The sequence below is a fragment of the Amycolatopsis thermophila genome (assembly GCF_030814215.1).
Classification (GTDB): domain Bacteria; phylum Actinomycetota; class Actinomycetes; order Mycobacteriales; family Pseudonocardiaceae; genus Amycolatopsis_E; species Amycolatopsis_E thermophila.
Genome location: NZ_JAUSUT010000001.1, coordinates 2,375,584 through 2,401,221, shown reverse-complemented (window position 1 = coordinate 2,401,221; position 25,638 = coordinate 2,375,584). Strand labels below are relative to the sequence as shown.

Here is a 25,638-nt window from a genome sequence, read left to right as displayed (position 1 = left end):
CCAGGCCGGGTGCGGTCAGCCGCGCAGGCGCGCGGCGGCCTCCCGGCCGGGCGCGGCACCCTCGGGCGGCACCGAATCGGGGTCGACCGCGGCCTGGACCACCCGGTCCTCGTCGCCCGCGAGCAGCTCGGCGTCGACCGGCGCGGACCGCTTGAGCAGGGCGAGCGCGATCGGGCCGAGCTCGTGGTGCTGGGCGACGCTGCCGACCCGGCCGACCACCCGCTCGCCCAGCTTCACCGGGTCGCCGGTCTCCGGGTAGATCTCCGGCGAGCCGTCGAGGTGCAGCAGCACCATCCGCCGCGGCGGGCGGCCGACGTTGAACACCTTCGCCACCGTCTCCTGCCCGCGGTAGCAGCCCTTCGCGACGTGCGCGGCGCTGCCGATCCAGTTCACCTCGTGCGGGATGGTCTTCTCGTCGGTGTCGACGCCTAGGCGCGGCCGCAGCGACTCGACGCGCAACGCGTCGAACGCCCACGTCCCGGCCGGGCGGGCGCCGGCGTCGGTGATGCGGCGCCACCACTCCGGCAGGTCGTCACGCGGCACCACCAGGTCCACGCTGGACCGGCCGGGCCACGGCATGCGACGGGCGAAACCCCCGTCGAAGGGCACCACGCGGTACGGCTCGGTGCCGAGTGAGATGTCCAGAGTGGACAGGATCCGGCCGGCCTCCGGACCCAGGAGGGTGAGGATCGCGAGCTCACCGGTCACGTCCGCGATCTCGACCTGCGACCAGAACTTCATCGCCTCGAGGTACTCGCGCAGCGTCTGCTTGCCGCCCTTGGGCAGCGCGCTGGTGACCCGCGGCTCCGGATCGGTGTCCAGGTGGACCGCGTCGCCGACGTGCGCGACGACCATGTGGGTGTCGACGTGACCGTGGCTGTCCAGCACCAGCGCCTCGGTGCCGGTGCCCTCGGCGAGCTCGGTCACGTGCTGCGAGATCACCAGGTGCAGCCAGGACAGGCGCTCGGGCCCGGTCACCTTCAGCACCTCGCGGTGCGAGCGGTCGACCACGGCGACGCTGCGCGCGGCGGTGCGCTGCTCGGCGAACGGGTCGCCCCAGTGCCAGGGCACGCCCTGCTCGGGGTGGTCGTCCGGCGGCGCGACGGCGCCCGGCGCGGCGAGGAGCGGAGAAACGAGCGGCATGACCCGATGTTAGGTGAGTACGGTGACCGCATGCGCGTACTCGCTTTCCTGAACGGGACCGTGGCCGACCCCGACGCACCCCACATCCGCGTCGAAGACCTCGGTCTGATGCGCGGCGACGGGGTCTTCGAAACGGTCCTGGTCGCCGACGGCGAACCCCGCGAGCTGCGCCCGCACCTGGACCGGCTGGCCCGTTCGGCGTCCATGCTCGAGCTGCCGGAACCGGACGACGAGGCGTGGCAGCGCGCCACGCGCACGGTGATCGACAACTGGACCGGCGGCGAGTTCGCGCTCAAGCTCGTCTACACGCGCGGGGTCGACCCGGCGGGCGAGCCGACCGCCTTCGCGCTCGGCCTCGAAATCGACCCGAAGGTGTTCGCGGCGCGCCGGGACGGCGTCGCCGTGGTGACCCTCGAACGCGGCATCGACCCGGGCCTCGCCGAGCGCGCGCCCTGGCTGCTGCTGGGCGCGAAGTCGCTGTCGTACGCGATCAACATGGCCGCGGTGCGCGAGGCGGACCGCCGCGGTGCCGCGGACGTGATCTTCACGGCGACCGACGGTTCGGTCCTGGAGGGCCCGACGTCGAACGTGATCGTGGCGAAGGACCGCACGCTGTACACGCCGCCACCGGCGATCGGGATCCTGCCCGGCACCACGCAGGCCGCCGTGTTCCGCGGCGCCGAGCGAGCCGGGTGGTCGACCAAGATCGAGCCGATCCGGGCCGCCGACCTGACCTCCGCGGACGGCGTCTTCCTGTCGTCCTCGGTGCGCAAGCTCACCCGCGTGCACACGCTGGACGGCACGCCGCTGCCCGACTCGACGGCGATCCACGCCGAGCTCGCCCAGGCCTACGAAAGCGTCTACGCGTAGGGGCGGAAGCGGATCGTCGTGCCCGGCCTCGCCTGCGCCAGCGCGGGGAGCGCGCGGGGCACGACGACGGCGATCACCGGGTAGCCGCCCGTGGTCGGGTGGTCGGCGAGGAACACGACCGGCAGGCCGTTGGGCGGCACCTGGATCGCACCGGTGATGACGCCTTCGCTGGGCAGTTCCGCGGCGGCCCGCGCTTCGGTGCGCCGCAGCGCGGGGCCGTCCAGGCGGAGGCCGACGCGGTTGGACTCGCTGGTGACCGTCCACGGCACCGACAGCTGGTGGGCGGCGTCGTCGAACCAGTCGTCGCGCGGGCCGAGGACCACCGGGACGAGCAGGTCGGGCGGGGTCGGCGGGGCGGTGACGGTGTCCGCGCCGTCCGGGATCCCGCTCGGCGCTCCCAGCGGCAGCACGTCGCCCGGTTCCAGCGGGGCCGGCCCGATCCCGGACAGGACGTCCCGCGACCGGCTGCCCAGCTCGGGCTCGACGTCGATGCCGCCGGACACGGCGAGGTAGCAGCGCAGGCCCGTGTCCGGGCGCCCGACGGTCAGGGTCTGACCGGCGGTGAGGTGCACCGGGACGTGCGAGCCGGCGGGCCGGCCGTCGACGGTCACCGCGACGGGCGGGCCGGTGACCGCGACCGTGCAGGACGCGCGTGCCTTCACCGCGAGGCCGCCGAGCAGGGTCTCGATCCCGGCCGCGGTCTCCGGGTTGCCGGCCAGCCGGTTGGCCAGGCGCAGCGCCGGGACGTCGAGGGCGCCGGAGGGCGGCACGCCGAGGTGCGCGTGACCGGGCCGGCCGAGGTCCTGGACCAGGGCGAGCGGCCCGGTCGCGACGACCTCCAGCGCGCGGCTCACGACAGGCTCCGGAACCGGACCCGGTCGCCCGGCGCGAGCAGCGCGGGGCGCTCCGCGCGGCTGTCGAACAGGACGGCGTCGGTGTGCCCGAGCAGCCGCCAGCCGCCGGGTGAGGAGCGCGGGTAGACGCCGGTGAACTCGCCCGCGATCGCCACCGCACCGGCCGGGACGCGCGTGCGTGGAGTGTCCAAACGCGACTGCCGGAGCGGTTCGGGCAGCCCGGTGAGGTAGCCGAAGCCGGGGGCGAAGCCGGTGAACGCGACGGTGTAGACGGCGCCGGTGTGCAGCTCGACCACCTCGTCGGTGCTGATGCCCGCGGTGCGCGCCACGAGGTCGAGGTCCTCGCCGTCGTAGCGGACGTCGAGGGTGATCTCCCGCGGCTCGCCGCCGTCGGCGGTTTCCGGATCGGCCCGCTCGACGAGCGCGCGGACCTGCTCCAGGGCGCGCGTGCCGGGCCGGGCGGCGACGAGGACCGTGCGGGCCCCGGGTACGACCTCGACCAGATCGGGCAGGCCCGCGGCGACCACGGCGGCGCGGACGGCGCTCATCTCGGCGAGCGACTCGCATTCGACGAGCGCGGCGTCCGGGCCGTAGCGCAGCCAGCGCACGGGGCGTCAGCCCACGACGCGTTTGAGGTACAGGGAGACGTGCGGCTGCATCGGCTGGCCGACCATCGCGCGTTCCTCGACGTAGCCCAGGTCACCGTTGTTGACCAGGCCGTAGAGCCGCTGCGCGCCGGTGACCTCCTTGGCCGTGGAGGTGCGCACGACCGCGTCGGTGCCCAGCTCCCAGGAGGTCTGGGTGCGCGGCTTGCCGTAGAACACCTCGACGATGCCGGTGTTGTGGGCCAGCAGCAGCTCGATCGTGTCGTCGGCCTGCGGGCGCCACCAGCCGACCTCGCGGGCGGCCGCGCGGATCACGTTGCCGTCGTCGTCGAGCAGCCACGAGCGCGCCTCGTGGTACAGGAACGGGCGGCCGTCGTGCGCGATGGTGAGCTGCTGGGCGACGCGGCGGGGACCCTCGATGGTCGGGTAGTTGACCTCGCCCTCCCCGCGCCACACGCCGACGAGCGGCAGCAGCGCCAGGCAGGCGTCGTTCAGGTTCGCGCCCTCGCGCAGGTTCGCGGTGTCGACCGGGATGGGCAGGTCGTCGAACTGCGGGAGGTTGCGCCCGCGCGTCGACTCGGCCCGCTCGGCGGCGGCTGCGACGGCGTCATCGCCGGATGTCATCGGTCAGCGCTGGTCGGCGTACAGCCGGTAGACGACGTACACGGTGAACCAGAGGATCGCGATGGCGGCGAGCACCAACAGCGTCGTAAACAGGATCTCCACGTCCAGCAGGATAGCCGCTGGCAGGCACTTCACTCGCCCCGCACCCGCGTGGCGAGCACCACGCCCACGGGCGGCTCAGTCCGGATAGGACGACGGCCACCCCCGCGGGGTCCGCGGGGGTGGCCGTGCTCAGCGGGGGTCAGGCGACCGAGATCGCGACCTGGTGCAGGCCGGGTCCCTCGGCGGTCAGCGACGCCTCGCCGTTGCCGGCGCGGTGCAGGGCGCGCACGGTCCAGGCGCCGGGCGCGGCGTAGAAGCGGAAGTCGCCCTCGGGGGAGGCCTGGACCTCGCCCGCGAAGTCGCCGTCGCCGTTCAGCAGGCGCACGTAGGCACCGCCCAGCGGGCCGTCGCCGCCGGTGACCTTGCCGGCCACCACGACCTGCCCGTTCGTGTCGATGTCCGCGGGCGTCGCCGTCTGGACCGGCGCGCCGCAACCGTCAGCACTCATCGTCACTTCCCCGTTCCGGTTTCGATCGGCACGCCCACCAGCGAGCCGTACTCGGTCCACGAACCGTCGTAGTTCTTCACGTCCTCGAGCCCGATCAGCTCGTGCAGCGCGAACCAGGTGTGGCTGGAGCGCTCACCGATCCGGCAGTAGGCGATGGTCGCCTTGCCGGTGTCCAGGCCCGCCTCGGCGTACAGCTCCTTGAGCTCCTCGGCGGTCTTGAACGTGCCGTCCTCGTTCGCGGTCTTGGCCCACGGCACGTTCAGCGCCGTCGGGATGTGGCCGCCGCGCTGCGCCGACTCCTGCGGCAGGTGCGCGGGGGCGAGCAGCTTGCCGGTGAACTCGTCGGGCGAGCGCACGTCGACCAGGTTCTTGGTGCCGATCGCGTCGACGACCTCGTCGCGGAAGGCGCGGATCGAGGTGTCCGGCTCCTTGGCGACGTAGTTGGTGCGCTCGCGCTTGACCTCGTCGGAGGTCAGCTCGCGGCCGTCCAGCTCCCACTTCTTGCGGCCGCCGTCGAGCAGCTTGACCTTGTCGTGGCCGTACAGCTTGAAGTACCAGTAGGCGTACGCGGCGAACCAGTTGTTGTTGCCGCCGTACAGGACGACGAGGTCGTCGTTGGCGATGCCCTTCTCCGACAGCAGGGCCTCGAACCCGGCCTTGTCGACGAAGTCGCGGCGGACCGGGTCCTGCAGCTCGGTCTTCCAGTCGATCTTGACCGCGCCGGGGATGTGGCCGCCGTCGTAGGCGGTGGTGTCCTCGTCCACCTCGGCGAAGACCACGCCGGGGGTGTTCAGGTTCTCCTCGGCCCACTGCGTGGTGACCAGGACGTCTTCACGGCTCATGAGAGCACTTCTCGCTTTCTTCTTCTCGTGGGTGGACTTCGTCAGGAAGCCTGGCTCGGCGCCACGCGCCGGATCAGGAGGTACATCTCGCAGCCGAGACAGAAGTTGAACGCCGCGTTGAGGAACGCCGCGAACAGCGCGAACGCCGTCGCGACGATGCCCAGCGCGGTGACGCCGGTGGCGTACCCGATGGTGCCGACCAGCGCGAACACGAACCCGACCGCCTGGGCGAACCGCAGCGGCGCCGCGTCCTCCCGCTCCGACGTCGGCGCCAGCCGCGGCGCGACGAGGTAGCGGTAGAGCAGCGAGTACGGGGCCGGCTTCAGCCCGATGAACGCACCGATGGCGAACACGACCGTCTGCACGGCCAGCAGTGGCCACCAACCCGTGATGAGGACCACCGCGAGCACGACGGTCGTGATGACGGCCGCGAAACGCGGTCCGCGTGGATCGACGGCTGGACCTGCTGACATGTCACCTCCCTGGCGGGGCGCGCGCGAGCGCACACGTCTGATGGGGGTAATTCCGGGGGAGAAGAAGCGGGACTACGAGCCCGCTAGGCCGGACACAGGCTGCTGCGCACGCGGCAGAAGTCGACCGCGCGGCGTTGCGTCAGCAGAGTGAGGGGCAGCCTGCACACGAGCGTCAGGCTACCCGGACGTCCCTGAAAGTGGGAGGGGTGTCCACCCACTGAGAGCATTCCCACCATCCAGGAAAAAAAGTCCGGCCTGGTCAGCGAACTACTCGGCGACTCGCGCGGGCAGGTGGGGCGCCAGCGCCTCGAGCAGGGCGGGGGCCTTGGGCACGCCGCCGACGCGCAGCAGCTCGGTGCCGTCGGCACCGTAGGCGATGGTGGTGGGCGTGCGCAGCACACCCAGCGCCTGGGCGACCTCCGGCTGGTTCGTCACGTCGAGGTCGACGTGCGTGAGGCCGTCGGTGCGCTCGGCCAGCGGGCCGAGCAGGGCGCGGGTGTGCCGGCACGGCGTGCAGAACGTGGTGGAGATCTGCACCAGGGTGACCCGCGCCCGGGTGTCGAGCGCGGCGGCGACGGGCGCGGGCAGCTCGGCGGCCGGCGCGCGGCGGGCCGCCCGGACCCGCCCGTTGCGCGCTTGCAGCAGCGCACCGGCGATCCCGGCGACCACCAGCGTGCCGAGAACCACCCACAGGCCCGTCATCAGCGCATCACCCTCCGGTCGAGCTGGCCGCCCCGCTGAACCTCACGTTCTTGGCCTCACCCTTGATGGTGACCGACCCGCTGTTCACCTGCACCGCCGTCGGGGTGACCTCGAACGGGAGGCTGCCGGTGTCGATCGTGGCCTTGAAGTTCGGCAGCAGGGCCTGCTGCACAGCTTCGGGAACAACCGTCGTCTCCTTGTCATTCCCGTACTGGAGGCGCTTCGGCACGATGTCGATCTGCGTGCCGTGCAGTTCGATCATGGCGAAGCAGAAGATCTCCAGCCGCTGACCGGCGATCTGCACGTACCCGGAGATCCGGATGCCCGCCTTCGAGTGGTCCTGGCCCTGGTCCTCCGCGGACGTGCCGTCCTGGCCCTGCTGGTCGCCGTTCGAGCCGTTGTCGGTGCCGCTCTCGGCGTCCTGGCCGGTCTGCACGTAGGCGATGCTCGACGGCTCGATCCGCAGGTCCTCGACCTTGGTCAGCGGGTCGACCTTGTTGATGTCACTGGCCTTGATCGTGACCTGCGCCTGCAGCCGCCCGATGTCGATCGCGTCGGTGTTGCCGTTGACCAGGTCCGACAGCGGGGCCGTGACGTCGTAGAGGTCGGCTGTCACACCGACGTCCTGCAGGTCCTTGATCGGCACACCGGACGCGGACAGCGAGATGTGGCTGTAGTCACCGCCGATCGCCTGGGTGGTGAACGGGAAGCCGTGGATGGTCACCGACGGGTCGTCGGTCAGCTTCAGCTGCTCGCGCGCCTTCTGCGACACGGTGTGCTCGGCGAACGCGGCGAGCCCGAAATCGGCCCCGACCAGCAGTGCGAGGAGTACGACGAGACTGATGACGATGCGCCGGGCGCGCCGTCCACGACGGCGGGAACCCGCGGGTGGCACGGCTCGGTCCTGGGTCGCAGGTCTGCTCACTCTTCGTGTCCGATCTGTCTCGAGTCCGGGTTTCTGGACAGCCCGAGGCTAGGGGTCACCAGTGTGACGTCAGTGTGACGGTGGCTGCAGGGCAGGGGCTTTTCCCTGTTCACCCGCTAGTCTTGTCGGCTAAGACCAGGGGCGCTCAAGGCTACGATCAAGCAAGAAGGCGGTGTGGCGATGAGCCTGGACCTGCTCGTTCTGACTTCCGAGGCGGAGGCCACTGCGGTCCTTCCAGCCCTTGACCTGCTCCCGCACACCGTACGCGTCCGCGCGCCGGAGGTCACCGCGCTCCTCGACGCGGGCCACCGGGACGTGATCCTGCTCGACGCGCGCACCGACCTGGCCTCCGCGAAGAGCCTCTGCCGCCTGCTCAAGGGCACCGCCGAGGACGAGGGCGGCACGCCGATCATCGCGGTGATCGGCGAGGGCGGCCTCGTCGCGGTCAGCGCCGAGTGGCGCACCGACGACATCCTGCTGCCCACCGCGGGCCCGGCCGAGGTCGACGCCCGGCTGCGGCTGGCCACCACGCGCGACGGCGGTAGCACCCAGGTGGACACCGAGCTGCGCGTCGGCGACCTGGTGATCGACGAGGCCACCTACACCGCGCGCCTGCGCCGCCGCACCCTCGAGCTCACCTACAAGGAGTTCGAGCTGCTCAAGTACCTCGCCCAGCACGCCGGCCGGGTGTTCACCCGCGCCCAGCTGCTGCAGGAGGTCTGGGGCTACGACTTCTTCGGCGGCACCCGCACGGTGGACGTGCACGTCCGGCGGCTGCGCGCCAAGCTCGGCCCCGAGCACGAGCAGATGATCGGCACCGTGCGCAACGTCGGGTACAAGTTCGAGCGCCCGGTCAAGGCGTCGGCCCGGCCCGGCGTGACTTCGCTCAACTTCGACCCGAGCGAGTTGTCGACGGAGTTCTCCAACCACTGAACCGGGCTAGCGTGATCGGATGCTGACTCTGGTGTGGGCCGACGAGCTGGACGAGAACACCACCCGCGAGGTGCGCGAGCTGTTGCTCGCCGCGCGTGAGGCGGACGGCCGTCCGGACCTCCCGCCCGACGGATCGCTGCCCGGCGAGTTCGCGCACGGACCGCACCTGCTGGCCCGCGCCGACGGCGTGCTCGCCGGTTACGCGCACCTGGACGTCTCCGGCGACGCCTTCGGACGGCAGGTGGCCGAGCTGATCGTGCGGCCGGACCACCGGCGGCAGGGCGTGGGCAGCGAGATGCTGTCCGCGCTGGTCGACCGGGCCGGCGAGGCGACGCTGCGGCTGTGGGCCCACGGCGACCACCCCGGTGCGGCAGCGATCGCCGAGCGAGCGGGTTTCTCGCGAGCCCGCGAACTGCTGATCATGCGCACCCCAGTCGACCCGGACTGGCCGGAGCCCCGGCTGCCCGAGGGCGTCACCCTGCGCACCTTCGTGCCCGGGCGCGACGAGCAGGCCGTGATCGAGGTCAACGCCCGCGCCTTCGACTGGCACCCGGAACAGGGCCGGCTCACGGTCGGCGACCTGCGCGCCGAGGAGGCCGAGGACTGGTTCGACCCCGACGGCTTCTTCCTCGCCGAGGACTCCGCGGGCAAGCTGCTGGGCTTCCACTGGACCAAGGTGCACCCGGCCAACCCGCGCCGCTTCGGCGGCGAGGAGACCGGCGAGGTGTACGTCGTGGGCGTCGACCCCGGCGCGCAGGGCGGCGGTCTCGGCAAGGCCCTGACCCTGGCCGGCCTGCGCTACCTCCGCGATCGCGGCCTGCCGCAGGTGATCTTGTACGTCGAGGGCGACAACGCGCCGGCGATCGCCGTTTACTCGCGTCTCGGCTTCACGCGGCACGAGGTCGACGTCCAATACGAGCGGTGATCAGCGTTCCGCAGCGTTAACCGTGCGCCAACGGTTCATCACGGATTGCGAACCTGCAGGTCACGGCCGGGACACGGTGCCCGTTCGAGTGAAGTTGTTCCGCTCACATTGGCGCCCTTGTTCACTTCGCGTTCATCTGTAGACGGCCGCGCGTCCACCCGTGCTGCCTAATGTCCGGTTGCGACGAACGGCTTTCGATAGCTGGAGGACATGAAGTGAAGATCATGCGGCCGATGGGTGCTCTCGGCATCGCGGCGAGCGCTGCCCTCGTGCTCGCGGCCTGTGGCACCGACCCGGCGTCGACGGGCAACACCCGGACCTCGGGCGCGGCCACCGCCCCGACCGCTCAGGCCAACGTCCAGTGCGGTGGCAAGTCGCCGCTGACCGGCGAGGGGTCGACGGCCCAGAAGACCGCGGTGGACATCTTCGCCCAGCAGTACGCCAAGACCTGCGCGGGCCAGATCGTGAACTACAACGCGACCGGTTCCGGCGCGGGCGTCAAGCAGTTCACCGCCAAGCAGGTCGACTTCGGCGGCTCGGACTCTCCGCTGAAGACGGGCGACGAGCAGAACGCCGCCAACGCGCGCTGCGCCGGTGGCGAGGCCTGGAACCTGCCGCTGGTGGTCGGCCCGGTCGCCATCGCCTACAAGCTGGACGGCGTCTCCTCGCTCACCCTGAACGGCGAGGTCGCGGCCAAGATCTTCAACGGCAAGATCACCAAGTGGAACGACCCGGCGATCGCCGCCGTCAACCCGGGCGTCAACCTGCCGGACAAGCCGATCCAGGTGTTCTCGCGGTCGGACGAGTCGGGCACCACCGACAACTTCCAGACCTACCTCGAGGCCGCCTCGAAGGGTGCCTGGACGCAGGGCACCGGCAAGGCGTTCAAGGGCGGCGTCGGCAACGGCGCGCAGGGCTCCAACGGTGTCGCCTCGGGCATCCGGGGCGCCGACGGCGCCATCGGCTACGTCGAGTCGTCCTACGTCAAGGACGGCCTGACCGCCGCCAAGCTGGACAGCGGTTCGGGCGCGGTCGAGCTGACCCCGGAGAACGTGGCGAAGGCGCTGGACGCGGCCTCGTTCCGCACCCCGGGCAGCAACGATCTGGCCCTGGACCTGAAGAAGATCTACGCCAGCAACACCCCGGGTGCCTACCCGCTGCTGCTGACCACGTACGAGATCGTCTGCTCGAAGGGCTACGACGCCGACACCGCCAAGGCGGTCAAGGCGTTCCTGACCGTGGCGGCCACGACCGCCCAGCAGCCGATCGCGGACAAGGGGTTCGTGCCGCTCCCGCAGTCGCTGCAGGACAAGGTGCTGACCTCGATCAACGCGATCTCCTGATCGTTGCCCGGCAACCCCTGATCGGTTTGCACTGATTCACTGATGAAGCGAGTCACTCGCGAGGCGGACGCCCACCGGCGACACCGGTGGGCGTCCGTCGTCGTCTAGACCACTCCCGGAGGCCCCCGATTACGGCGCAACCACCGGCCACTGAGCGAGCTGCCTCGCCGGCCGCAACGAACAAGACCGCGAAGGTGCGGCCGGGTGACCGCATCTTCAAGAACCTGAGCACCGGCGCGGGCATCTTCGTCGTCGCGCTCATCGCGCTGATCGGGATCTTCCTGCTGGTGCAGGCGATTCCGGCACTCGGCGCCAACGAGGTCAACTTCTTCACCTCACGCATCTGGGAAACCGGTGATCCGAGCCACCTGCGGTTCGGCATCCTGGACCTGCTGCTGGTCACCATCTACACCTCACTGGTGGCGCTGGTGATCGCGATGCCGATCTCGCTCGGCATCGCCCTGTTCCTGACCCAGTACGCCCCGAAGCGGCTGGCGCGGCCGTTCGCCTACATCGTCGACCTGCTGGCCGCGGTGCCCTCGATCATCTTCGGCCTGTGGGGCATCCTCGTGCTGGCCCCGAAGCTGACGCCGATCTCCGGATGGCTCAACCACGCGCTCGGGTTCATCCCGGTCTTCGGCACCGGCAACGTGTTCCCGAACTACGCGGGCACGATCTTCACCGCGGGCGTGGTGCTCGCCGTGATGCTGCTGCCGATCATCACGTCGCTGTCGCGCGAGGTGTTCGAGCGCACGCCGACCGCCCAGATCGAGGGCGCGCTCGCACTGGGCGCGACCCGCTGGGAGGTCATCCGGACGACCGTGCTGCCGTTCGGGAAGGCCGGCTACGTCGGCGCGTCGATGCTCGGTCTCGGCCGGGCCCTGGGCGAGACGATCGCGCTGGCCGTCATCCTGTACATCCCGCGCGGGCGCACCTTCGACTGGAGCGTCTTCGACGGCGGCGCGACGTTCGCGTCGCAGATCGCGGCGAACTACGCCGAGTTCAACAACCCGAGGTCCGCCGGCGCCTACATCGCGTCCGGTCTGGTCCTGTTCATCCTGACCTTCGCGGTGAACTTCGCGGCCAGGTCGATCATCGGCGAGCGGAAGGCGGACTGATGACCACAACACTCTCCGAAACCGAGCGCCTCGCCTCGCCGCCCGCGTTCCAGCAGGTGAGCGCGCGCCGCAAGGCCAAGAACATGCTCGCCACGGTGCTGGTGTGGCTGTCGTTCCTGATCGCCGTCGCCCCGCTGGTCTGGGTGCTCTACACGGTGATCGCGAACGGCATCAAGCGCATCCCGTACACCAACTGGTGGAGCCAGGACTTCGGGTCGGTGCTGTCCGACGAGGTCGGCGGCGGCGTCCTGCACGCCATCATCGGCACGCTCCAGCAGGGCCTGATGTGCGCGATCATCTCGGTGCCGCTGGGCCTGCTGGTGGCGATCTACCTGGTGGAGTACGGGCGCAACAGCCGCCTGGCGAAGATCACCACGTTCATGGTGGACATCCTCTCGGGTGTCCCGTCGATCGTCGCCGCGCTGTTCATCTACGCGCTGTGGATCACCACGCTGGGCCTGCCGCGCAGCGGCTTCGCCGTGTCGCTGGCGCTGGTGCTGCTGATGATCCCGGTCGTGGTGCGTTCCGCCGAGGAGATGCTGCGGATCGTGCCGGACGACCTGCGCGAGGCGTCGTACGCGCTGGGCGTGCCCAAGTGGAAGACGATCATGAAGATCGTGCTGCCGACGGCGCTGTCCGGCATCATCAGCGGCATCATGATGGCGCTGGCCCGCGTCATGGGCGAGACGGCGCCGCTGCTCGTGCTGGTCGGGTACTCGGCCTACGTCAACTGGGACCTGTTCAACAACAACCAGGCCTCGCTGCCGCTGCTGATGAACACCGAACGGGCCACCAACTCGATGGAACCGGGTAGCGTGGGTTTCGACCGCATCTGGGGCGCCGCGCTGACCCTCGTCCTCATCATCGCCATCATCAACCTCCTCGCCACGGTGGTCTCCCGCCTGGTCGCCCCGAAGAAGAAGTGAGCGTTCCACAATGGCCAAGCGAATCGACGTCAAGGACCTCGACATCTACTACGGCAAGTTCCACGCCGTCGACAGCGTCACGCTGTCCGTGCCGCCGCGGAACGTCACCGCCTTCATCGGCCCGTCCGGCTGCGGCAAGTCCACCGTGCTGCGCACGCTGAACCGGATGCACGAGGTCATCCCGGGTGCGCGGGTCGACGGGCAGGTGCTGCTCGACGGCGAGGACATCTACTCCTCCTCGGTCGACCCGGTGCAGGTGCGGCGCACCATCGGCATGGTGTTCCAGCGGCCGAACCCGTTCCCCACGATGTCCATCCGGGACAACGTGGTGGCCGGGCTGAAGCTGGCCGGCACGACGAGCAAGAAGAAGCTCGACGACATCGCCGAGCGGGCCCTGCGCGGCGCCAACCTGTGGAACGAGGTCAAGGACCGGCTGAACAAGCCGGGCGGCAGCCTCTCCGGTGGCCAGCAGCAGCGGCTGTGCATCGCGCGGGCCATCGCCGTGCGCCCGGACGTGCTGCTGATGGACGAGCCGTGCTCGGCGCTGGACCCGATCTCCACGCTCGCGATCGAGGACCTGATCGCCGAGCTGAAGAAGGACTACACCATCGTGATCGTCACGCACAACATGCAGCAGGCGGCGCGGGTGTCGGACCAGACGGCGTTCTTCAACCTGGCCGGGGTCGGCCAGCCGGGACGCCTCGTGGAGATCAACGACACCGAGAAGATCTTCTCGAACCCCGACGAGAAGGCGACGGAGGACTACATCTCGGGCCGGTTCGGCTGACCGGTGTGTGGTCGGACCCCCTCGGTGTGCCGCCGAGGGGGTTCTTTTTTTGCGAGTTCTCACTGGACACCGCGGGAAGCGATTCCGCTGCTCCGAACGGTTGAAGCGGCGCACAAGCCACGCGCGGGTGGTTCGCCGGTACGTGAGGCAAATCCGGTGGGAAGTGTCGGTGGGTGCCGATACCGTCGAGGACGTGGTTCAGGTTTTCGTGGAGGGTGTCGGCGGGCGGCTGCCCAAGCCGCGTGCGCTCGCGGTCGCCGGGCGGGTCCTCGGGGCCATCCCGCCGCCGCTGCAGGTGCTGATCGGCATCGTCAGCGTCCAGGTGGGCGCGTCGCTCGCGAAGCAGCTCTTCGCGGTCGCCGGGCCGGCCGGGACGGTCACGCTGCGGTTGTTCTTCGCCGCGGTCGTGTTGCTGCTCGTGTGGCGGCCGGTGGTCCGGATGGGCCGGCGGGCGCTGCCGGTGGTCGTCGCGTACGGCGTGGTGCTCGGCACCATGAACCTGACCTTCTACCAGGCCCTCGCGCGCATCCCGCAGGGCATCGCGGTCACCATCGAGTTCCTCGGGCCGCTGGCGGTGGCGCTGGCCGGGTCCCGGCGCTGGCTCGACGTGCTGTGGGCCGTCCTCGCCGCGGGCGGGGTCGTGCTGCTCGCCGAGACGCGGGGCGACCTGTCGGTGCTGGGCATCGTGTTCGCGCTGGTCGCGGGCGCCTGCTGGGGTCTGTACATCCTGCTCAGCGCGTCCCTGGGCAAGCGCACCGAGGAGGGCAAGGGCCTCGCGCTGGGCATGGCCGTCGCGGCGGTCGCGGCGATGCCGGCCGGCGTGGTGGAGAGCGGCGCGAGCCTGCTGTCGCCGTGGGTGCTGCTGATCGGGCTGGCGGTGGCGCTGCTGTCGTCGGTCATCCCGTACTCGCTGGAGCTCGAAGCGCTGCGCAAGCTCCCGCCGCGTGTGTTCGGCATCCTGATGAGCCTCGAACCAGCCGTCGCGGCGCTGTCCGGCCTGCTCGTGCTCGGCGAGGCGCTGCACCCGATGCAGTGGCTCGCGATCTGCTGCGTCGTCGGGGCGTCGATCGGGGCGACCCGCTCGGTCCGCGATGCCCCCTGACCAGGCTCGGTAGGCTGGTCGCATGACCGTGCTCGACGAGGTCGGCCACTCCGCCGCGCTGCTCCGGGCGCTGCAGCGCGAACTCATGGTCTACAAGTTCGGCATCGACGAGCTGATGACCAAGCTGCGGATCCTGTCCGAGGAGTTCGACTTCGCCAACCAGCACGACCCGATCGAGCACCTGGCCAGCCGGGTCAAGTCGCCCGAGGCGATCCTCGACAAGCTCGCCCGGAAGGGTCTGGAGCCGGGCATCGAGGCGATCAAGGAGCACATCGAGGACATCGCCGGCATCCGCGTGGTGTGCCCGTTCGTGCCGGACGTCTACCTCGTCGCGGAGATGCTCGGCCGGCAGGACGACGTCGAAATCGTCCGGACCAAGGACTACATCGCCGCACCCAAACCCAACGGCTACCGCAGCCTGCACCTGATCGTGCGGATCCCGGTGTTCCTGTCCGACCGGGTCGAGCGGGTCAAGGTGGAGATCCAGATGCGCACGGTCGGCATGGACTTCTGGGCCGCGGTGGAGCACAAGCTGTTCTACAAGTACGCGGGCACCGCCCCGGCCGACTTCGCCCACGAGCTACGGGCCGCCGCGGAGACCGCCGCCGACCTGGACGCGCGGATGACCGCCCTGCACCAGCGCCTGCAGGGCGGTCAGTCCTAGACGAGCAATTCCGACCTCGAGGAGGTCACTGGCCCGGGCGGGTGTTCAAGTCGGTCGCCACGAACTGGACTTGAGCACCCTTCACCCAGTGGCGGATCAGATGTCCTCGTCCTGGGCGTAGCCGGGCATGCGGCCGGTGGCGACGAAGACCATCCGCTTGCCGACGGACACCGCGTGGTCGGCGAACCGCTCGTAGAACCGGCCGAGCAGCGTGATGTCGACGGCCGCCGCGACGCCGTGCTCCCAGTCCTTGTCCATGATCACGGTGAACAGGTGGCGGTGGATCTCGTCGACCCGGTCGTCCTCTTCCTCGAGCGAGCGGGCCGCCTCGACGTCCCGGCTCTTGATGACGTCGGCGACCTTCTCCGCCAGCTGGACGTCCAGCTCGCCCATCTCGGCGAAGTACTTGCGCACCGACTCGGGCAGCGTGGCCTGCGGGTGCCGGCGGCGGGCCGCCTTGGCGACGTGCAGGGCCAGGTCACCCATCCGCTCCAGGCTCTCCGCCGCGTGGATCACGGCGAGCACGGTCCGCAGGTCCGTCGCGACCGGCGCCTGCAGCGCCAGCAGGGCGTAGGCCTTCTCCTCGCTCTCGGCGCGGGCGTCGTCGATCTTCTGGTCGTCGCCGATCACCTGCTCCGCCAGCGACAGGTCCGCTTCCAGCAGCGCCTGCGTTGCCTTCTTCATCGCGGCCGCGGCCTGCAGCGACATGTCCGCCAGGTTCGCGGCCAGGTCCTCGAGTTCGACGTGGTAAGCCTCGCGCATGGCCACACTCTACGACCCGTTCGAGGCAATCGCCGCATCACGAAGTGAACCGGGAATGAACCGGCGCTAACGAGTTGTCACGGGTCCGAAGATCGCGAACTCGACTTCTTCGGCGTGCTCGGCGGCGGGGTCTGGGCCGCGCTGGAAGCCGCCTGCGCCGCCTCGTACTCGGGCGTCCCGGGCAACGGCGAGTTGTTGATCATGGCCTGGAAGAGCTGCCTGGCCTGGGTGTCCAGGAGCACCTCGTTGTTGCGCGAGTTCGGCTCGCCGACGGTGGGCACGGTGAGGAACTTGAGCTTGCTGGTGTCCATGCCCTTCATCGACTGGGCCAGGGTGAGCATCTGGTCGACGCCGATGTTGTCACCGAAGGTGGCGCGGGCGAACGCGGTGACGAAGTTGGACAGCTGCGTCGGGTCGGTGATCACGCCCTGCGACATCGCCTTCTGCAGCAGCGCGGTGAGGAACTGCTGCTGCCGCTTGATCCGGCCGTAGTCCGACGTCGGGTCGCCCTGCACGTGCCGGGCACGGACGTAGCTGAGCGCCTGGTCACCGGAGATCGTCACATCACCCGTCTCCGCGATCACCATGCCCAGCACGGTGTCCTTGATCGGCTGATCGACGTGCACGGTCACGCCGTGCACCGCATCGACCATCTCCTTGAACCCGCCGAAGTCGATGCCGACGAAGTGGTTGATGCGCATCCCGGTGAGCTGCTGCACCCACTTGGTGAGGCACTTCGGGCCGCCGATGGCGTAGGCGGTGTTCAGCTTGACCTTCGTGGCCGCGGCGACGACCTCGCCGGAGTAGGTGCCGCTGTTGGCGTCATAGCGTTCGCAGGCCGGCCGCGAGATCTCCAGGTCACGCGGGAAGGAAACGACCACGGCGCGTTTCCGGTCGGCCGGGACGTGCGCCAGCATCACGGTGTCGGAGCGGGCACCGCCGACCAAGTCCGCGTCGCCCACGTTCTCCTCGGCGGTGGCACCGGCGCGGGTGTCGGAACCGACGATGAGGAAGTTCTCGTCACCGGTCTGACCGGCGGCGTTCTGGATGTCCGACGAGTTCTCGTCCAGGGCGGCGATCTCGGTGAACTTGCTGTTGAACCAGGTCTTGGCGCCCCACAGGGCGCCGGTGGCGAGGAAGATCAGCCCGGCGAGGACCGCGCACGTGATGCGGGTGATGCGGATCGAGCGGTCGTTGCGCCGCTGCTTCTTCTCCTGGAGGCGGGTCTGCGGCGCCGCCTTGTCCGCGTCTTCGGCCGGTTCGCCCTTGATCGGGGCGACGACGCGCTGCAGCCGTGTGCGGGTCTGCTCGATCAGCGCCGCCGGCCGGGCGGTGAGCCGTTCGCGGCGTTCCTTGCGCTTGGCCTCCTCGGCCGCGAGCTCCTCGTGGGCGGCGGCGAAGCGGGCGAGCGTGTTGTCGATCTTGCGGCGGACCTTGGTGTGGTCGCCGACCGGCTCCAGCTCGTCGGTCATGGTCATCCGCTCGGCCGCGGAAACCGAGCGGCCCCTCGGCGGACGGCGGGGGCCGCCGGGGCGGTCGCCCGCGGCCTCGCGGAGCTGGGTCGCCTCAGGATCGGCGGGCTTCTCAGCCCGGTTGGGGGTCGGCGTGGTGGCGGGCGGGGCTTCCGCGCCCTGCGCACCCGCGGCGGCTGGTGTCCCGGGACGACCGGGCGCTTCCGGGGCGGCCGGTGGTGCGCCGGCCGCCGAGGCGTCGGCAGGAGACGGCGCGCCGGGCCGCCCCGGAGCGGCAGGCACGGGGCGACCGGACCCGTTGACCGGCGACGCAGCACCGGACCGGTGGGTGGGCCCTTCCGCGGTGGGGGCGGGTGGCTTGGCGGAGCGAGCGGGCACGTCCGCCGGGGGAACACCGGGCCGTCCGGGGCGGGCGGGCGCTTCCCCTGGCGGGACGGGCTTGGCCGGGCGGCCGGGCGCTTCCGTGGGGGGCACGGATGGCATCGCGGAGCGGGCGGGCACGTCCGCTGGAGGAAAGGGCGGCGTCCCTGAGCGCCCGGGCGCTTCCGCCGCGGGTAGGGATGGCATGGCGGAGCGTGCGGGCACGGCCGCAGGAAGGACGGGCGGCGTCCCCGAGTGAGCAGGCGCGTCCGGGGCGAGGGCTGCGGGCGCTGGTGCCGGGCGGACGGGAGGTTCGGGCGCCCGGTTGGCGGGCGGCGGTGTCCCGCGGCGGGCAGCGGGAGGCGGCGGGTTGCCGGGGGCGTCGCCGCGGTGGGGTGCGTCCGCGCGGTTGGACGGCTGCGGACCGTCCACCGGCGGGCGCGCTCCCGGCCCGTTCGCGCGCCCGGGGCGCTGCGGCCCTTCCAGGAAGCCGCTGGGATGGCGCGGCGCCTCTGCGGGCTCCGGCGCCGGCATGAAGCCGCTCGCGTGACGGGCGCCGTTGCGCGGGGACGGCTGCGGCGCCGCGGACCGGGACGACGGCTCCGGCCCCGACCCGCCCGGGTGGCGGGCCGTCTCCGGCGCCGGCATGAAGCCGCTCGCGTGACGGGCGCCGTTGCGGGAGGAGGGCTCGGGCGCCTCGGCGAAACCGCTCGGGTGCCGGGCACCGTGGCGTACCGACGGCTCCGGCGCCGCCGTAAAACCACTCGGGTGGGCCGCGGATCGTGAGGAGGGCTCGGGCGCCGCCGTGAAGCCGCTCGGGTGGGCCGCGGGCCGGGAGGAGGGCTCGGGCGCCTCGGCGAAACCGCTCGGGTGCCGGGCACCGTTGCGTACCGACGGCTCCGGCGCCGCCGTGAAACCACTCGGGTGGGCCGCAGGCCGCGAGGAGGGCTCCGGCGCCTCGGGGAGGCCGCGCGGCGCCTCGGCGGGGGAGGGGGGCGCCGGCGTGGCCCGGCGCCCGGTCGCGGCCCGGCGCGGTTGTTGCGCGGGCGGCGTCGGCGCGGTGGGGGCCCGCCGCTGGGGCGGCGGCTCCGGTGCGCGGGGCTCGGGCCGGGCGGGCGCCCCCGTCCGGCGTGCGGCCGGCGGTTCGGCCGGCGCCGTGTGCGCGTTGGTGCGCCCGGCGTCGAACTTGGGGCGGTAGCCGGTGTGCTGGGCTACCAGGTCGGAGACGTTGATGCCGCCGTGCGTGTCGAGGGAGCGCCGCCGCCGACGGCCGTTCGAAGCACCGTCGTCCGCTCTGTGACCGGGGCCTGCGGCGTGGTCGTCTGGCACCCGGTCTCCTTCCTCTGGGTCACGGCGGCCCGCCGGGAGGGGACCGTCTCAGTGATCATCGCCGGGACGGCGAGCATCGTTATCGTAGAGATACCCGCCAGTTCTGACGACACCCTCCTGCTGATTTTTTTACGAAGCGTGCGCCAAAGCAGGGTGAGTGCGACAAACGGGGTGAAGGCCTCCTCCGGCGAAACGGGGAAACGGGCCCAATTCATTACCGAGAGTGTTCGAGCACGCGGACACCGCCGCGTTCCCGATAGGCGACCCGGTTGCGTCCGGCGTGCTTGGCGGCGTAAAGGAGGTCGTCCGCCATCCGCAACTGCTCGGGCCCGCTCACCGGCTCGTGCGAGACGCCCACGCTGATCGTCACACCCAGGCCGGGGCAGATCTCTGACCAGGGGTGTTGGGCCACCCGCGAGCGGGCGTGCTCGGCGATCCGCAACGCGGTGCCGGGCTGGACCTCCGGCAGCACGAGCATGAACTCCTCACCTCCGTAGCGGGCGCAGAACCCGGGCGCCGGCACGCCCTCCCGCAGCAACTCGGCGACCCTCCGCAACACCTGGTCACCGACCAGGTGACCGAACGTGTCGTTGACGCGTTTGAACAGGTCGATGTCGATCAAGGCGACGGCGAGCGGGGTGCGCGCGTCGCCGAGCAGATCGGCCAGCCGGTTGTCCAGGTAGCGGCGGTTGTAGACGGCGGTGAGCGCGTCGCGCAGGCTGTCCTCGCGGGCCTCGGCGCGCTCGCGGCGCAGGCGGTCGAACTCGCGGCGGAACTGCTCGGGCACGGTGGGACGGGCGGTGCGCGCGATGCCCAGCGCGGTCCGCAGGTGCTCGTACGCCGTGCGGAAGTCACCCTGCGAGGCGTGCAGCTCCGCGATGTCCTCGTGCAGGCTCAGCAGATCGGTCTCGTCCGGACGCGCCCGCTCCGAGGTCACCCTCTCCACCTCCGTCATTCAAGTCTTGTCGTCTGGTTAGAGGCGGGGCTTGAGCAATCGATACGGGCCAACACGAATATCGCTCAATGGGACGACCGGAAGTCGCTCTCCGTGGCGAGCGCGGTGGCCCGGGCGGTCCAACGACGCGTCCGTTTTCCGCCAGCAGCCCGGTCGGTCCACGGTGAAGCTGGAGGCGTGACACACGAGGAAATCGAACCGAACATCCTGTACTTCGGCACCCCAGTGGTGCTCGTCAGCACCGTGGACGGGCACGGGACCGCGAATCTCGCCCCGATTTCGTCGGCGTTCTGGCTCGGCTGGCGCGGCATCCTCGGCATCGGCGCGTCCTCGCAGACGGTGCGGAACCTGCGCGCCACCGGGGAATGCGTGCTGAACCTGCCGTCCGTGGAGCAGGTCGGCGCCGTGGACCGCCTCGCCCGCACCACCGGCACCCCGTCGATACGGGAATCCAAGCTGCGGCGCGGATACCGCTACGAGAAGGACAAGTTCGGAGTGGCCGGCCTGACCCCGGTGGCTTCGGTGACGGTGGCGGCGCCGCGGGTCGCGGAGTGCCCGGTGGCCATGGAGGCGGTGGTCGAGGCGATCCACCCGGTCGCCGCGGATTCCGAGGACCTGTGCGGCAACGTGCTGTGCTTCGAGGTGCGGGTGCGGAAAGTCCACGTGCACAAGGAAATCCGGATGGCGGGGACGACCGACCGCATCGACCCCGACCGGTGGCGACCGCTGATCATGAGCTTCCAGGAGTTCTACGGCCTCGGCGGGAAACTGCACCGCTCGGAACTGGCGCAGATCCCGGAAAACCTTTACCGCAGCCCGGACATCGACCGCGCGCGTCTCACGCCGTCGCGCTGAACCGCGGCACGTCCGGCGTGCGGCACCGGAAACCCGGGCCGCACACCGGACGGAAACTACGCGACGACCGCGATCCGGTCGGCGGCGGGCGGTGCGACCCGCGGGTGGGCGCCCAGGTACGCGATCAGCGCGTCCAGGTCCACCGGGCCGCCGACGAGGTCGGTGCCCTTCGTGAACTCGGTGAAGCCGTCGCCGCCGCCGGCGAGGAAGTTGTTCACCGAGACCCGGTAGGTGGCCGCCGGGTCGACGGGCGTGCCGTTGACCGTGATGTTCGAGACCTTCGACCCGATCGCCGCGGACGCCGAGTAGGTGTAGTGCAGGCTCGACGAGATCTGCAGGATCCGCGTTCCGCTCGCGGACCACTGCTGCTCCAGCACGTTCTTCAGGTTCGCGCCGGTCAGCGTGATGGTCTGCATGATGTTCCCGAACGGCTGCACGGCGAACGCCTCGCCGTAGGTGACCACACCGTCGCCCTCACCGGCCGGCGAGGACGCGTAGTTGAGGTCGGCGCGGATGCCGCCGGGGTTGGTGATGGCGATCTGCGCGCCGTTGGCCGCCGTGGCTTCGAGCTGCGCGTCGGCGATCACGTCGCCCAGCGTGGACTCCCCGGAGGGACCGCCGGCCGCCTTCAGGTCCGCGGTGATGGTGCCGACCTGCTCGTTGGCGATCGGTGCGGCCTTCGTCACTGCCTCGTCGACCAGCTTCGCCGCGGCCGGGTCGGGCGTGACGTCGCGCGTGACGATCTCGTTGTGCGCGACGGTCGCGCTGCGCACCACGTCCTGGGTCCGATTGTCGATCTTGAGGTCGATGACCGACAGCAGGCGCCCGAAGGACAGGCCCTGGACCACCGGCCGCGGGTTGCCGGCCGGGTCGTTGATCACGCAGTTGTACTGCTGGTGGCTGTGGCCGGTGAAGATCGCGTCGACGCTGGCGGACACGCCCTTCGCGATCCGACTGGCCGGGCCCGGGGTGACCCGGCAGTCGTCCGGCCCGCCGCCCGTGGTGTCGTCACCCTGGTGCAGCAGCACGACCTGCGCCTTGATGCCGAGCCTGTCGAGCCAGCCGGAGGTCCGGTTGATGGCCTCGACCTCGTCGCCGAACTCCAGGCCCTTGATCGCCTCGGCGGAGACCACGGTCGGCAGGTCCTTCAGCGTGGCGCCGATGACGCCGATCGGCCGGCCGCCGGAGAACTCCACCGTGAACGGCAGCAGCGCGGGCGCTCCGTTGTCGAAGGACACGTTGGAGCCGAGGAACGGGAACCGCGCGCCGGTGAAGGAGTCGCGGAACTGGCAGCCGTCGGTCGGGTGGCAGCCGCCGAACTGCATGCGCTGCAGCTCCCGGTAGCCCTCGTCGAACTCGTGGTTGCCGACGACGGAGGCCCGCACGCCGAGCTCGTTGAGGAAGTCGATGGTCGGCTCGTCGTGGAACAGCGCGGAGGCGACCGGTGATGCGCCCACGTTGTCGCCGGTGGAGAGCAGGACCGAGTTCTTGACCTCGCTCTCCAGCTGCTTGACGTGCGTGGCCAGGTAGGCGGCACCGCCCGCGTTGACGGTCGCCCCGCCGGCCAGGGTGACCCGGCCCGACGAGCCGGCCGGCGGCTCGAGGTTGCCGTGCAGGTCGTTGAACGAGATCAGCCGGACGTCGGTGGTGTCGGCCGGACGCTGGGCGGCGGACGCGGGCGCGGCCGTGACCGTGACGGCCGCCAGTGTCGCGGCGGTGACCGCTACACAACGTCGCAGCACGCGAGGTGAAAGGGACATCATTCCTCCGTAAAGGGCATACCGGCGCGATCTAACCTCCGCTGCGCAACGATCACCAGGCCCGAAAGGTGGAAGCCTCGGTTAACTGTCCGGCGCCCACTCGGCCGTTCGGCCGATGCCGGCGCCCGCGACCGGGCTGCTCGGCCGATCCGGCGGGGGTGGTCGCCGCCCTAGCGTCGAAGCATGACGACAGCGCAGGTCAACGCCCTCTACATCGGACTTATCGGGTTCCTCGCGATCTGGGGGATCGTGCTGGTGCCGCAACTGGCCCTGCAGCACCTCCGCTTCGGACGGATCGTGCCGGGCCGGCTGGCGACCACCGCCGCGCTGATCGCCTACGCCACGTTCGCGCTCGCCGTGACGTTCTTCCCGCTGCCGAGCCCGAACGGGCGGCGGCTGGAGCAGACCATCCAGCTCGTGCCGTTCCAGTGGGTCGCCGACATCCAGACCGAGCTGCACAAGCACGGGCTGAGCGCCGCGCACGCGCTGACCACGCAGACGTTCCAGCAGATGACGCTGAACATCCTGCTGTTCGTACCGCTGGGGCTGTTCGCGCGGATGCTGTGGAAGCGCGGGCTGACCGGGGCCGTGCTGCTGGGGTTCGGCGTTTCGCTGGCCGTCGAGATCACGCAGCTGACCGCGAACTTCGGCACGGCGCCGTTCCAGTACCGGATCTTCGACGTCGACGACCTGATCACCAACACCACGGGCGCCGCGCTCGGCTGGATCGCCGCGACGCTGTTCCTGGTGCTGCGGTCAGCCGTCCAGGCGATCGGCCAGCCTGCGCGGGGCGAGCGGGTCCACCTCACCGAGGCGCGCTAGGGCAGCGGCGCGCCGGTGGGCCTTGCGCCTCGCCGCGCGGCGGTCCTCCCAGGCGACGATCACGCCGGCCGCCAGGAAGACCAGAACTACGAGCCCGAGGACGATCGCGAACTCCACGCCGCCTCCTTTGGCGTCGTGCTTGTGTGGCAGATCACAGACCGTACTCGGGTTGTGCCGATTCCGCCACCTACGCCCGATTGGCGGTGAACCAGCGGTGGTCGCCGGTGCACCAGCGGCCGAACCGCAGGCCGGCTTCGGCGAGGTGCGCGCGCAGCTCGCGCTCGCTCCAGCGGCGGGCCGACAGCGGCTGCTCCCACGACCGGCCGCGCGACTGGTACCGCACGACCGCGTGGAGCACCGGCCCCTCGCCGACGATGCCCGTCAGGCTCACCAGCACGTCCCCGAGGCGCCCACCGCCTTCGGTCACGGAGTCGAACCACGACGGCGGGTGCCATTCGATCACCGCCCGGCCGTCGGCGGCGAGGTGCCGTTCGACCGTGGCCAGCAGGGTGCCGATGCCCGGCTGGTTGACCAGGTGGCTCGCCAGCAGCACGACCCCGAAGCACCGGCCCAGGTCCAGGTCCTCGATGCGGGCGCGGACCGCCTCGGCTCCGCGGACGTGCGCGAGCATCTCGGCCGACGCGTCGACGGCCGTGACGGGGTGGCCGAGTTCGATCAGGCGGTGCGCGATGCGGCCCGTTCCGCAACCCAGGTCGAGCACCGCGGCACCGGCGGTTGCCGCGGCGTGCACGATCTCCGCTTCCCCCGCTGGGGGCAGCAGGGGGTAGACCTCGACCGGGCAACCGTCGGCGGTGGTGGCGTCCATGCGAGGAGTGTTCGCCGGTCAGGGGTGGAGGCGCCAGAGCGACACCACCTCCTGGGAACGCGCCTTGGCGAGCGGGTCCGTGCCCGGATGACGCCGCCGAGGGGCGTCCAGCCGGTCCGCGACGCGCAGCCCGGCCGCCTCGATGCGGGACAGCAGGTCCGACCGGCTGCGCAGGCCGACCAGCTCCGCCAGGTCGGACAGGATCAGCCACGCCTCACCACCGGACGTCAGGTGCGCGGCCGCCCCGGCGAGGAAGCCCGTCAGCATGCGGGAGCCGGGGTCGAAGACGGCCGCGTCCAGCGGGGAGTGCGCCGCACCGGGCAGCCAGGGCGGGTTGCACATCACCAGGTCCGCGCGGCCGGGCGGGAACAGGTCCGTCTCCAGCACCCGGACCTGGGACAGCCCGAGCCGCCGCAGGTTCTCCCGGGCACAGCCGACCGCGGCCGGCGAGATGTCCGTCGCCACCACCTCCGGCACCCCGCGGCGCGCCAGGACCGCCGCCAGGACCCCGGTGCCCGTTCCGATGTCGAACGCCGTCCGCACGCGGGACAGCGGCGCGCGGGTCACCAGCGACACGTAGTCCTGTCGGGTCGGGGCGAACACGCCGTAGTGCGGGTGGATCCGTGCGCCCAGCGCCGCCACCGGCACGCCCTTCACCCGCCACTCGTACGCGCTCAGCATCCCCAGCAGCTCGGTCAGCGGCACCAGCCCCGGCGCACCACCGGCGGCCCGGAACGCGGCCGTGACGTCCGGCGCCCGCGGCAGGTCGACGCGCAGGTCCGGGCCGACCTCGACCAGCACCATGCCGAGCACGCGCGCCCGGTTCCGGCGGGCCTGGCGGTACCGGTAGAAATCCGGCGCGGGCGTGGGCAACCGCTTGCCCATCGCGGCGAGCAGGCGGCGGGCGGCTGGGAAATCGTCGCGCCACAGCAGGCGGACGCCCTGCGACGCCAGCCGGACGGCAACTTCAGGGCGCAGGTCGGCGCCGACTTCGATCGGGGGTTCCACGAGAGGCTCCAGGGCTGGGAGCCGTCTTCGAACGCATGGCCGTCCGAAGACGGCTCGAAGTGGGGTTCACCACGGCCGTCACCGGGACGGCGCCCACCAGTCC

At 71.2% G+C, this 25,638-nt stretch carries 26 protein-coding genes; 11 read left to right on the top strand and 15 right to left on the bottom strand.

What is annotated here, in order from left to right:
• Positions 1-15: 15 nt before the first annotated feature.
• Positions 16-1,143 (bottom strand): CAF17-like 4Fe-4S cluster assembly/insertion protein YgfZ, encoded by a 1,128-nt coding sequence (gene ygfZ / locus FB470_RS11880; RefSeq protein WP_306991072.1) that lies wholly within the window; start codon positions 1,141-1,143, stop codon positions 16-18.
• A 30-nt stretch (positions 1,144-1,173) separates the two neighbouring features.
• On the opposite strand from ygfZ, the gene FB470_RS11875 reads away from it, so the two are divergent.
• Positions 1,174-2,013 carry an aminodeoxychorismate lyase gene (locus FB470_RS11875; protein ID WP_306991070.1) on the top strand — a complete coding sequence of 280 codons (840 nt, stop codon included), beginning with the start codon at positions 1,174-1,176 and terminating at the stop codon, positions 2,011-2,013.
• Here the strand turns inward: FB470_RS11875 and FB470_RS11870 are convergent.
• The 8 genes from FB470_RS11870 to FB470_RS11835 form a co-directional block, all read right to left on the bottom strand.
• Positions 2,004-2,867, bottom strand: coding sequence for a 5-oxoprolinase subunit C family protein (locus FB470_RS11870; protein ID WP_306991069.1), 864 nt, complete (start codon positions 2,865-2,867; stop codon positions 2,004-2,006). The two genes, FB470_RS11875 and FB470_RS11870, sit on opposite strands and share 10 nt — an antisense overlap.
• Entirely contained in the window at positions 2,864-3,475 is a 612-nt protein-coding gene (pxpB, locus tag FB470_RS11865; protein WP_306991066.1) for a 5-oxoprolinase subunit PxpB, read from the bottom strand. The genes FB470_RS11870 and pxpB overlap by 4 nt, the downstream gene beginning before the upstream one ends.
• A 6-nt stretch (positions 3,476-3,481) precedes the next feature.
• A complete protein-coding gene (locus FB470_RS11860; protein ID WP_306991064.1) occupies positions 3,482-4,096 on the bottom strand; it encodes a heme-binding beta-barrel domain-containing protein in 615 nt (204 codons plus the stop codon).
• A 241-nt stretch (positions 4,097-4,337) separates the two neighbouring features.
• Positions 4,338-4,646 (bottom strand): DUF1416 domain-containing protein, encoded by a 309-nt coding sequence (locus FB470_RS11855; RefSeq protein ID WP_306991062.1) that lies wholly within the window; start codon positions 4,644-4,646, stop codon positions 4,338-4,340.
• A 2-nt stretch (positions 4,647-4,648) separates the two neighbouring features.
• Positions 4,649-5,488 carry a sulfurtransferase gene (locus tag FB470_RS11850; protein ID WP_306991060.1) on the bottom strand — a complete coding sequence of 280 codons (840 nt, stop codon included), beginning with the start codon at positions 5,486-5,488 and terminating at the stop codon, positions 4,649-4,651.
• 41 nt (positions 5,489-5,529) lie between these two features.
• Complete coding sequence (locus FB470_RS11845) at positions 5,530-5,961, bottom strand: DUF4395 domain-containing protein (RefSeq protein WP_237338864.1); 432 nt, start codon at positions 5,959-5,961, stop codon at positions 5,530-5,532.
• A gap of 267 nt (positions 5,962-6,228) precedes the next feature.
• On the bottom strand, positions 6,229-6,663 hold the full coding sequence (locus FB470_RS11840) for a TlpA family protein disulfide reductase (protein WP_306991058.1): 435 nt from the start codon (positions 6,661-6,663) through the stop codon (positions 6,229-6,231).
• 7 nt (positions 6,664-6,670) lie between these two features.
• Positions 6,671-7,558 (bottom strand): LmeA family phospholipid-binding protein, encoded by an 888-nt coding sequence (locus FB470_RS11835; protein ID WP_306991057.1) that lies wholly within the window; start codon positions 7,556-7,558, stop codon positions 6,671-6,673.
• Positions 7,559-7,768: 210 nt separating this feature from the next.
• Between FB470_RS11835 and FB470_RS11830 the strand changes: the two genes are divergently transcribed.
• From FB470_RS11830 to FB470_RS11795, 8 genes are all read left to right on the top strand, one after another.
• Positions 7,769-8,521, top strand: a complete 753-nt coding sequence (locus tag FB470_RS11830) for a winged helix-turn-helix transcriptional regulator (RefSeq protein ID WP_306991056.1) — start codon at positions 7,769-7,771, stop codon at positions 8,519-8,521.
• Positions 8,522-8,540: 19 nt separating this feature from the next.
• Complete coding sequence (gene mshD / locus FB470_RS11825) at positions 8,541-9,446, top strand: mycothiol synthase (protein WP_306991055.1); 906 nt, start codon at positions 8,541-8,543, stop codon at positions 9,444-9,446.
• 215 nt (positions 9,447-9,661) lie between these two features.
• Positions 9,662-10,789, top strand: a complete 1,128-nt coding sequence (gene pstS, locus FB470_RS11820; protein WP_306991053.1) for a phosphate ABC transporter substrate-binding protein PstS — start codon at positions 9,662-9,664, stop codon at positions 10,787-10,789.
• Between the two features lie 194 nt (positions 10,790-10,983).
• Entirely contained in the window at positions 10,984-11,907 is a 924-nt protein-coding gene (pstC, locus tag FB470_RS11815) for a phosphate ABC transporter permease subunit PstC (protein WP_306991052.1), read from the top strand.
• Complete coding sequence (pstA, locus tag FB470_RS11810; RefSeq protein ID WP_306991050.1) at positions 11,907-12,833, top strand: phosphate ABC transporter permease PstA; 927 nt, start codon at positions 11,907-11,909, stop codon at positions 12,831-12,833. The genes pstC and pstA overlap by 1 nt, the downstream gene beginning before the upstream one ends.
• Before the next feature lie 10 nt (positions 12,834-12,843).
• Positions 12,844-13,620 (top strand): phosphate ABC transporter ATP-binding protein PstB, encoded by a 777-nt coding sequence (pstB, locus tag FB470_RS11805; RefSeq protein WP_306991048.1) that lies wholly within the window; start codon positions 12,844-12,846, stop codon positions 13,618-13,620.
• Between the two features lie 208 nt (positions 13,621-13,828).
• The gene (locus FB470_RS11800) at positions 13,829-14,722 is read left to right on the top strand and encodes an EamA family transporter (RefSeq protein WP_306999215.1); all 894 of its coding nucleotides are present in this window, start codon (positions 13,829-13,831) and stop codon (positions 14,720-14,722) included.
• A 22-nt stretch (positions 14,723-14,744) separates the two neighbouring features.
• Entirely contained in the window at positions 14,745-15,386 is a 642-nt protein-coding gene (locus FB470_RS11795) for a GTP pyrophosphokinase (RefSeq protein ID WP_306991045.1), read from the top strand.
• A gap of 96 nt (positions 15,387-15,482) precedes the next feature.
• Here FB470_RS11795 and phoU read toward each other — a convergent pair whose 3' ends face one another.
• The 3 genes from phoU to FB470_RS11780 form a co-directional block, all read right to left on the bottom strand.
• Positions 15,483-16,148 carry a phosphate signaling complex protein PhoU gene (gene phoU / locus FB470_RS11790; RefSeq protein WP_306991043.1) on the bottom strand — a complete coding sequence of 222 codons (666 nt, stop codon included), beginning with the start codon at positions 16,146-16,148 and terminating at the stop codon, positions 15,483-15,485.
• Positions 16,149-16,225: 77 nt separating this feature from the next.
• Positions 16,226-17,620, bottom strand: coding sequence for an LCP family protein (locus FB470_RS11785; protein ID WP_306991041.1), 1,395 nt, complete (start codon positions 17,618-17,620; stop codon positions 16,226-16,228).
• A 1,903-nt stretch (positions 17,621-19,523) separates the two neighbouring features.
• Positions 19,524-20,264 carry a GGDEF domain-containing protein gene (locus FB470_RS11780; protein ID WP_306991039.1) on the bottom strand — a complete coding sequence of 247 codons (741 nt, stop codon included), beginning with the start codon at positions 20,262-20,264 and terminating at the stop codon, positions 19,524-19,526.
• A 177-nt stretch (positions 20,265-20,441) separates the two neighbouring features.
• Between FB470_RS11780 and FB470_RS11775 the strand changes: the two genes are divergently transcribed.
• Positions 20,442-21,119 (top strand): flavin reductase family protein, encoded by a 678-nt coding sequence (locus FB470_RS11775; RefSeq protein WP_306991038.1) that lies wholly within the window; start codon positions 20,442-20,444, stop codon positions 21,117-21,119.
• 56 nt (positions 21,120-21,175) lie between these two features.
• Here the strand turns inward: FB470_RS11775 and FB470_RS11770 are convergent, their stop codons facing one another.
• Positions 21,176-22,879, bottom strand: a complete 1,704-nt coding sequence (locus tag FB470_RS11770) for a bifunctional metallophosphatase/5'-nucleotidase (protein ID WP_306991036.1) — start codon at positions 22,877-22,879, stop codon at positions 21,176-21,178.
• A 183-nt stretch (positions 22,880-23,062) separates the two neighbouring features.
• On the opposite strand from FB470_RS11770, the gene FB470_RS11765 reads away from it, so the two are divergent.
• Positions 23,063-23,701, top strand: a complete 639-nt coding sequence (locus FB470_RS11765; protein ID WP_306991034.1) for a VanZ family protein — start codon at positions 23,063-23,065, stop codon at positions 23,699-23,701.
• A 187-nt stretch (positions 23,702-23,888) separates the two neighbouring features.
• On the opposite strand, the gene FB470_RS11760 is transcribed toward FB470_RS11765, so the two are convergent.
• A complete protein-coding gene (locus FB470_RS11760) occupies positions 23,889-24,527 on the bottom strand; it encodes a class I SAM-dependent methyltransferase (protein WP_306991032.1) in 639 nt (212 codons plus the stop codon).
• A gap of 18 nt (positions 24,528-24,545) precedes the next feature.
• Positions 24,546-25,535: a N5-glutamine methyltransferase family protein gene (locus FB470_RS11755; protein WP_306991030.1), complete on the bottom strand. Its 990-nt coding sequence runs from the start codon at positions 25,533-25,535 to the stop codon at positions 24,546-24,548.
• Positions 25,536-25,638 lie beyond the last annotated feature (103 nt).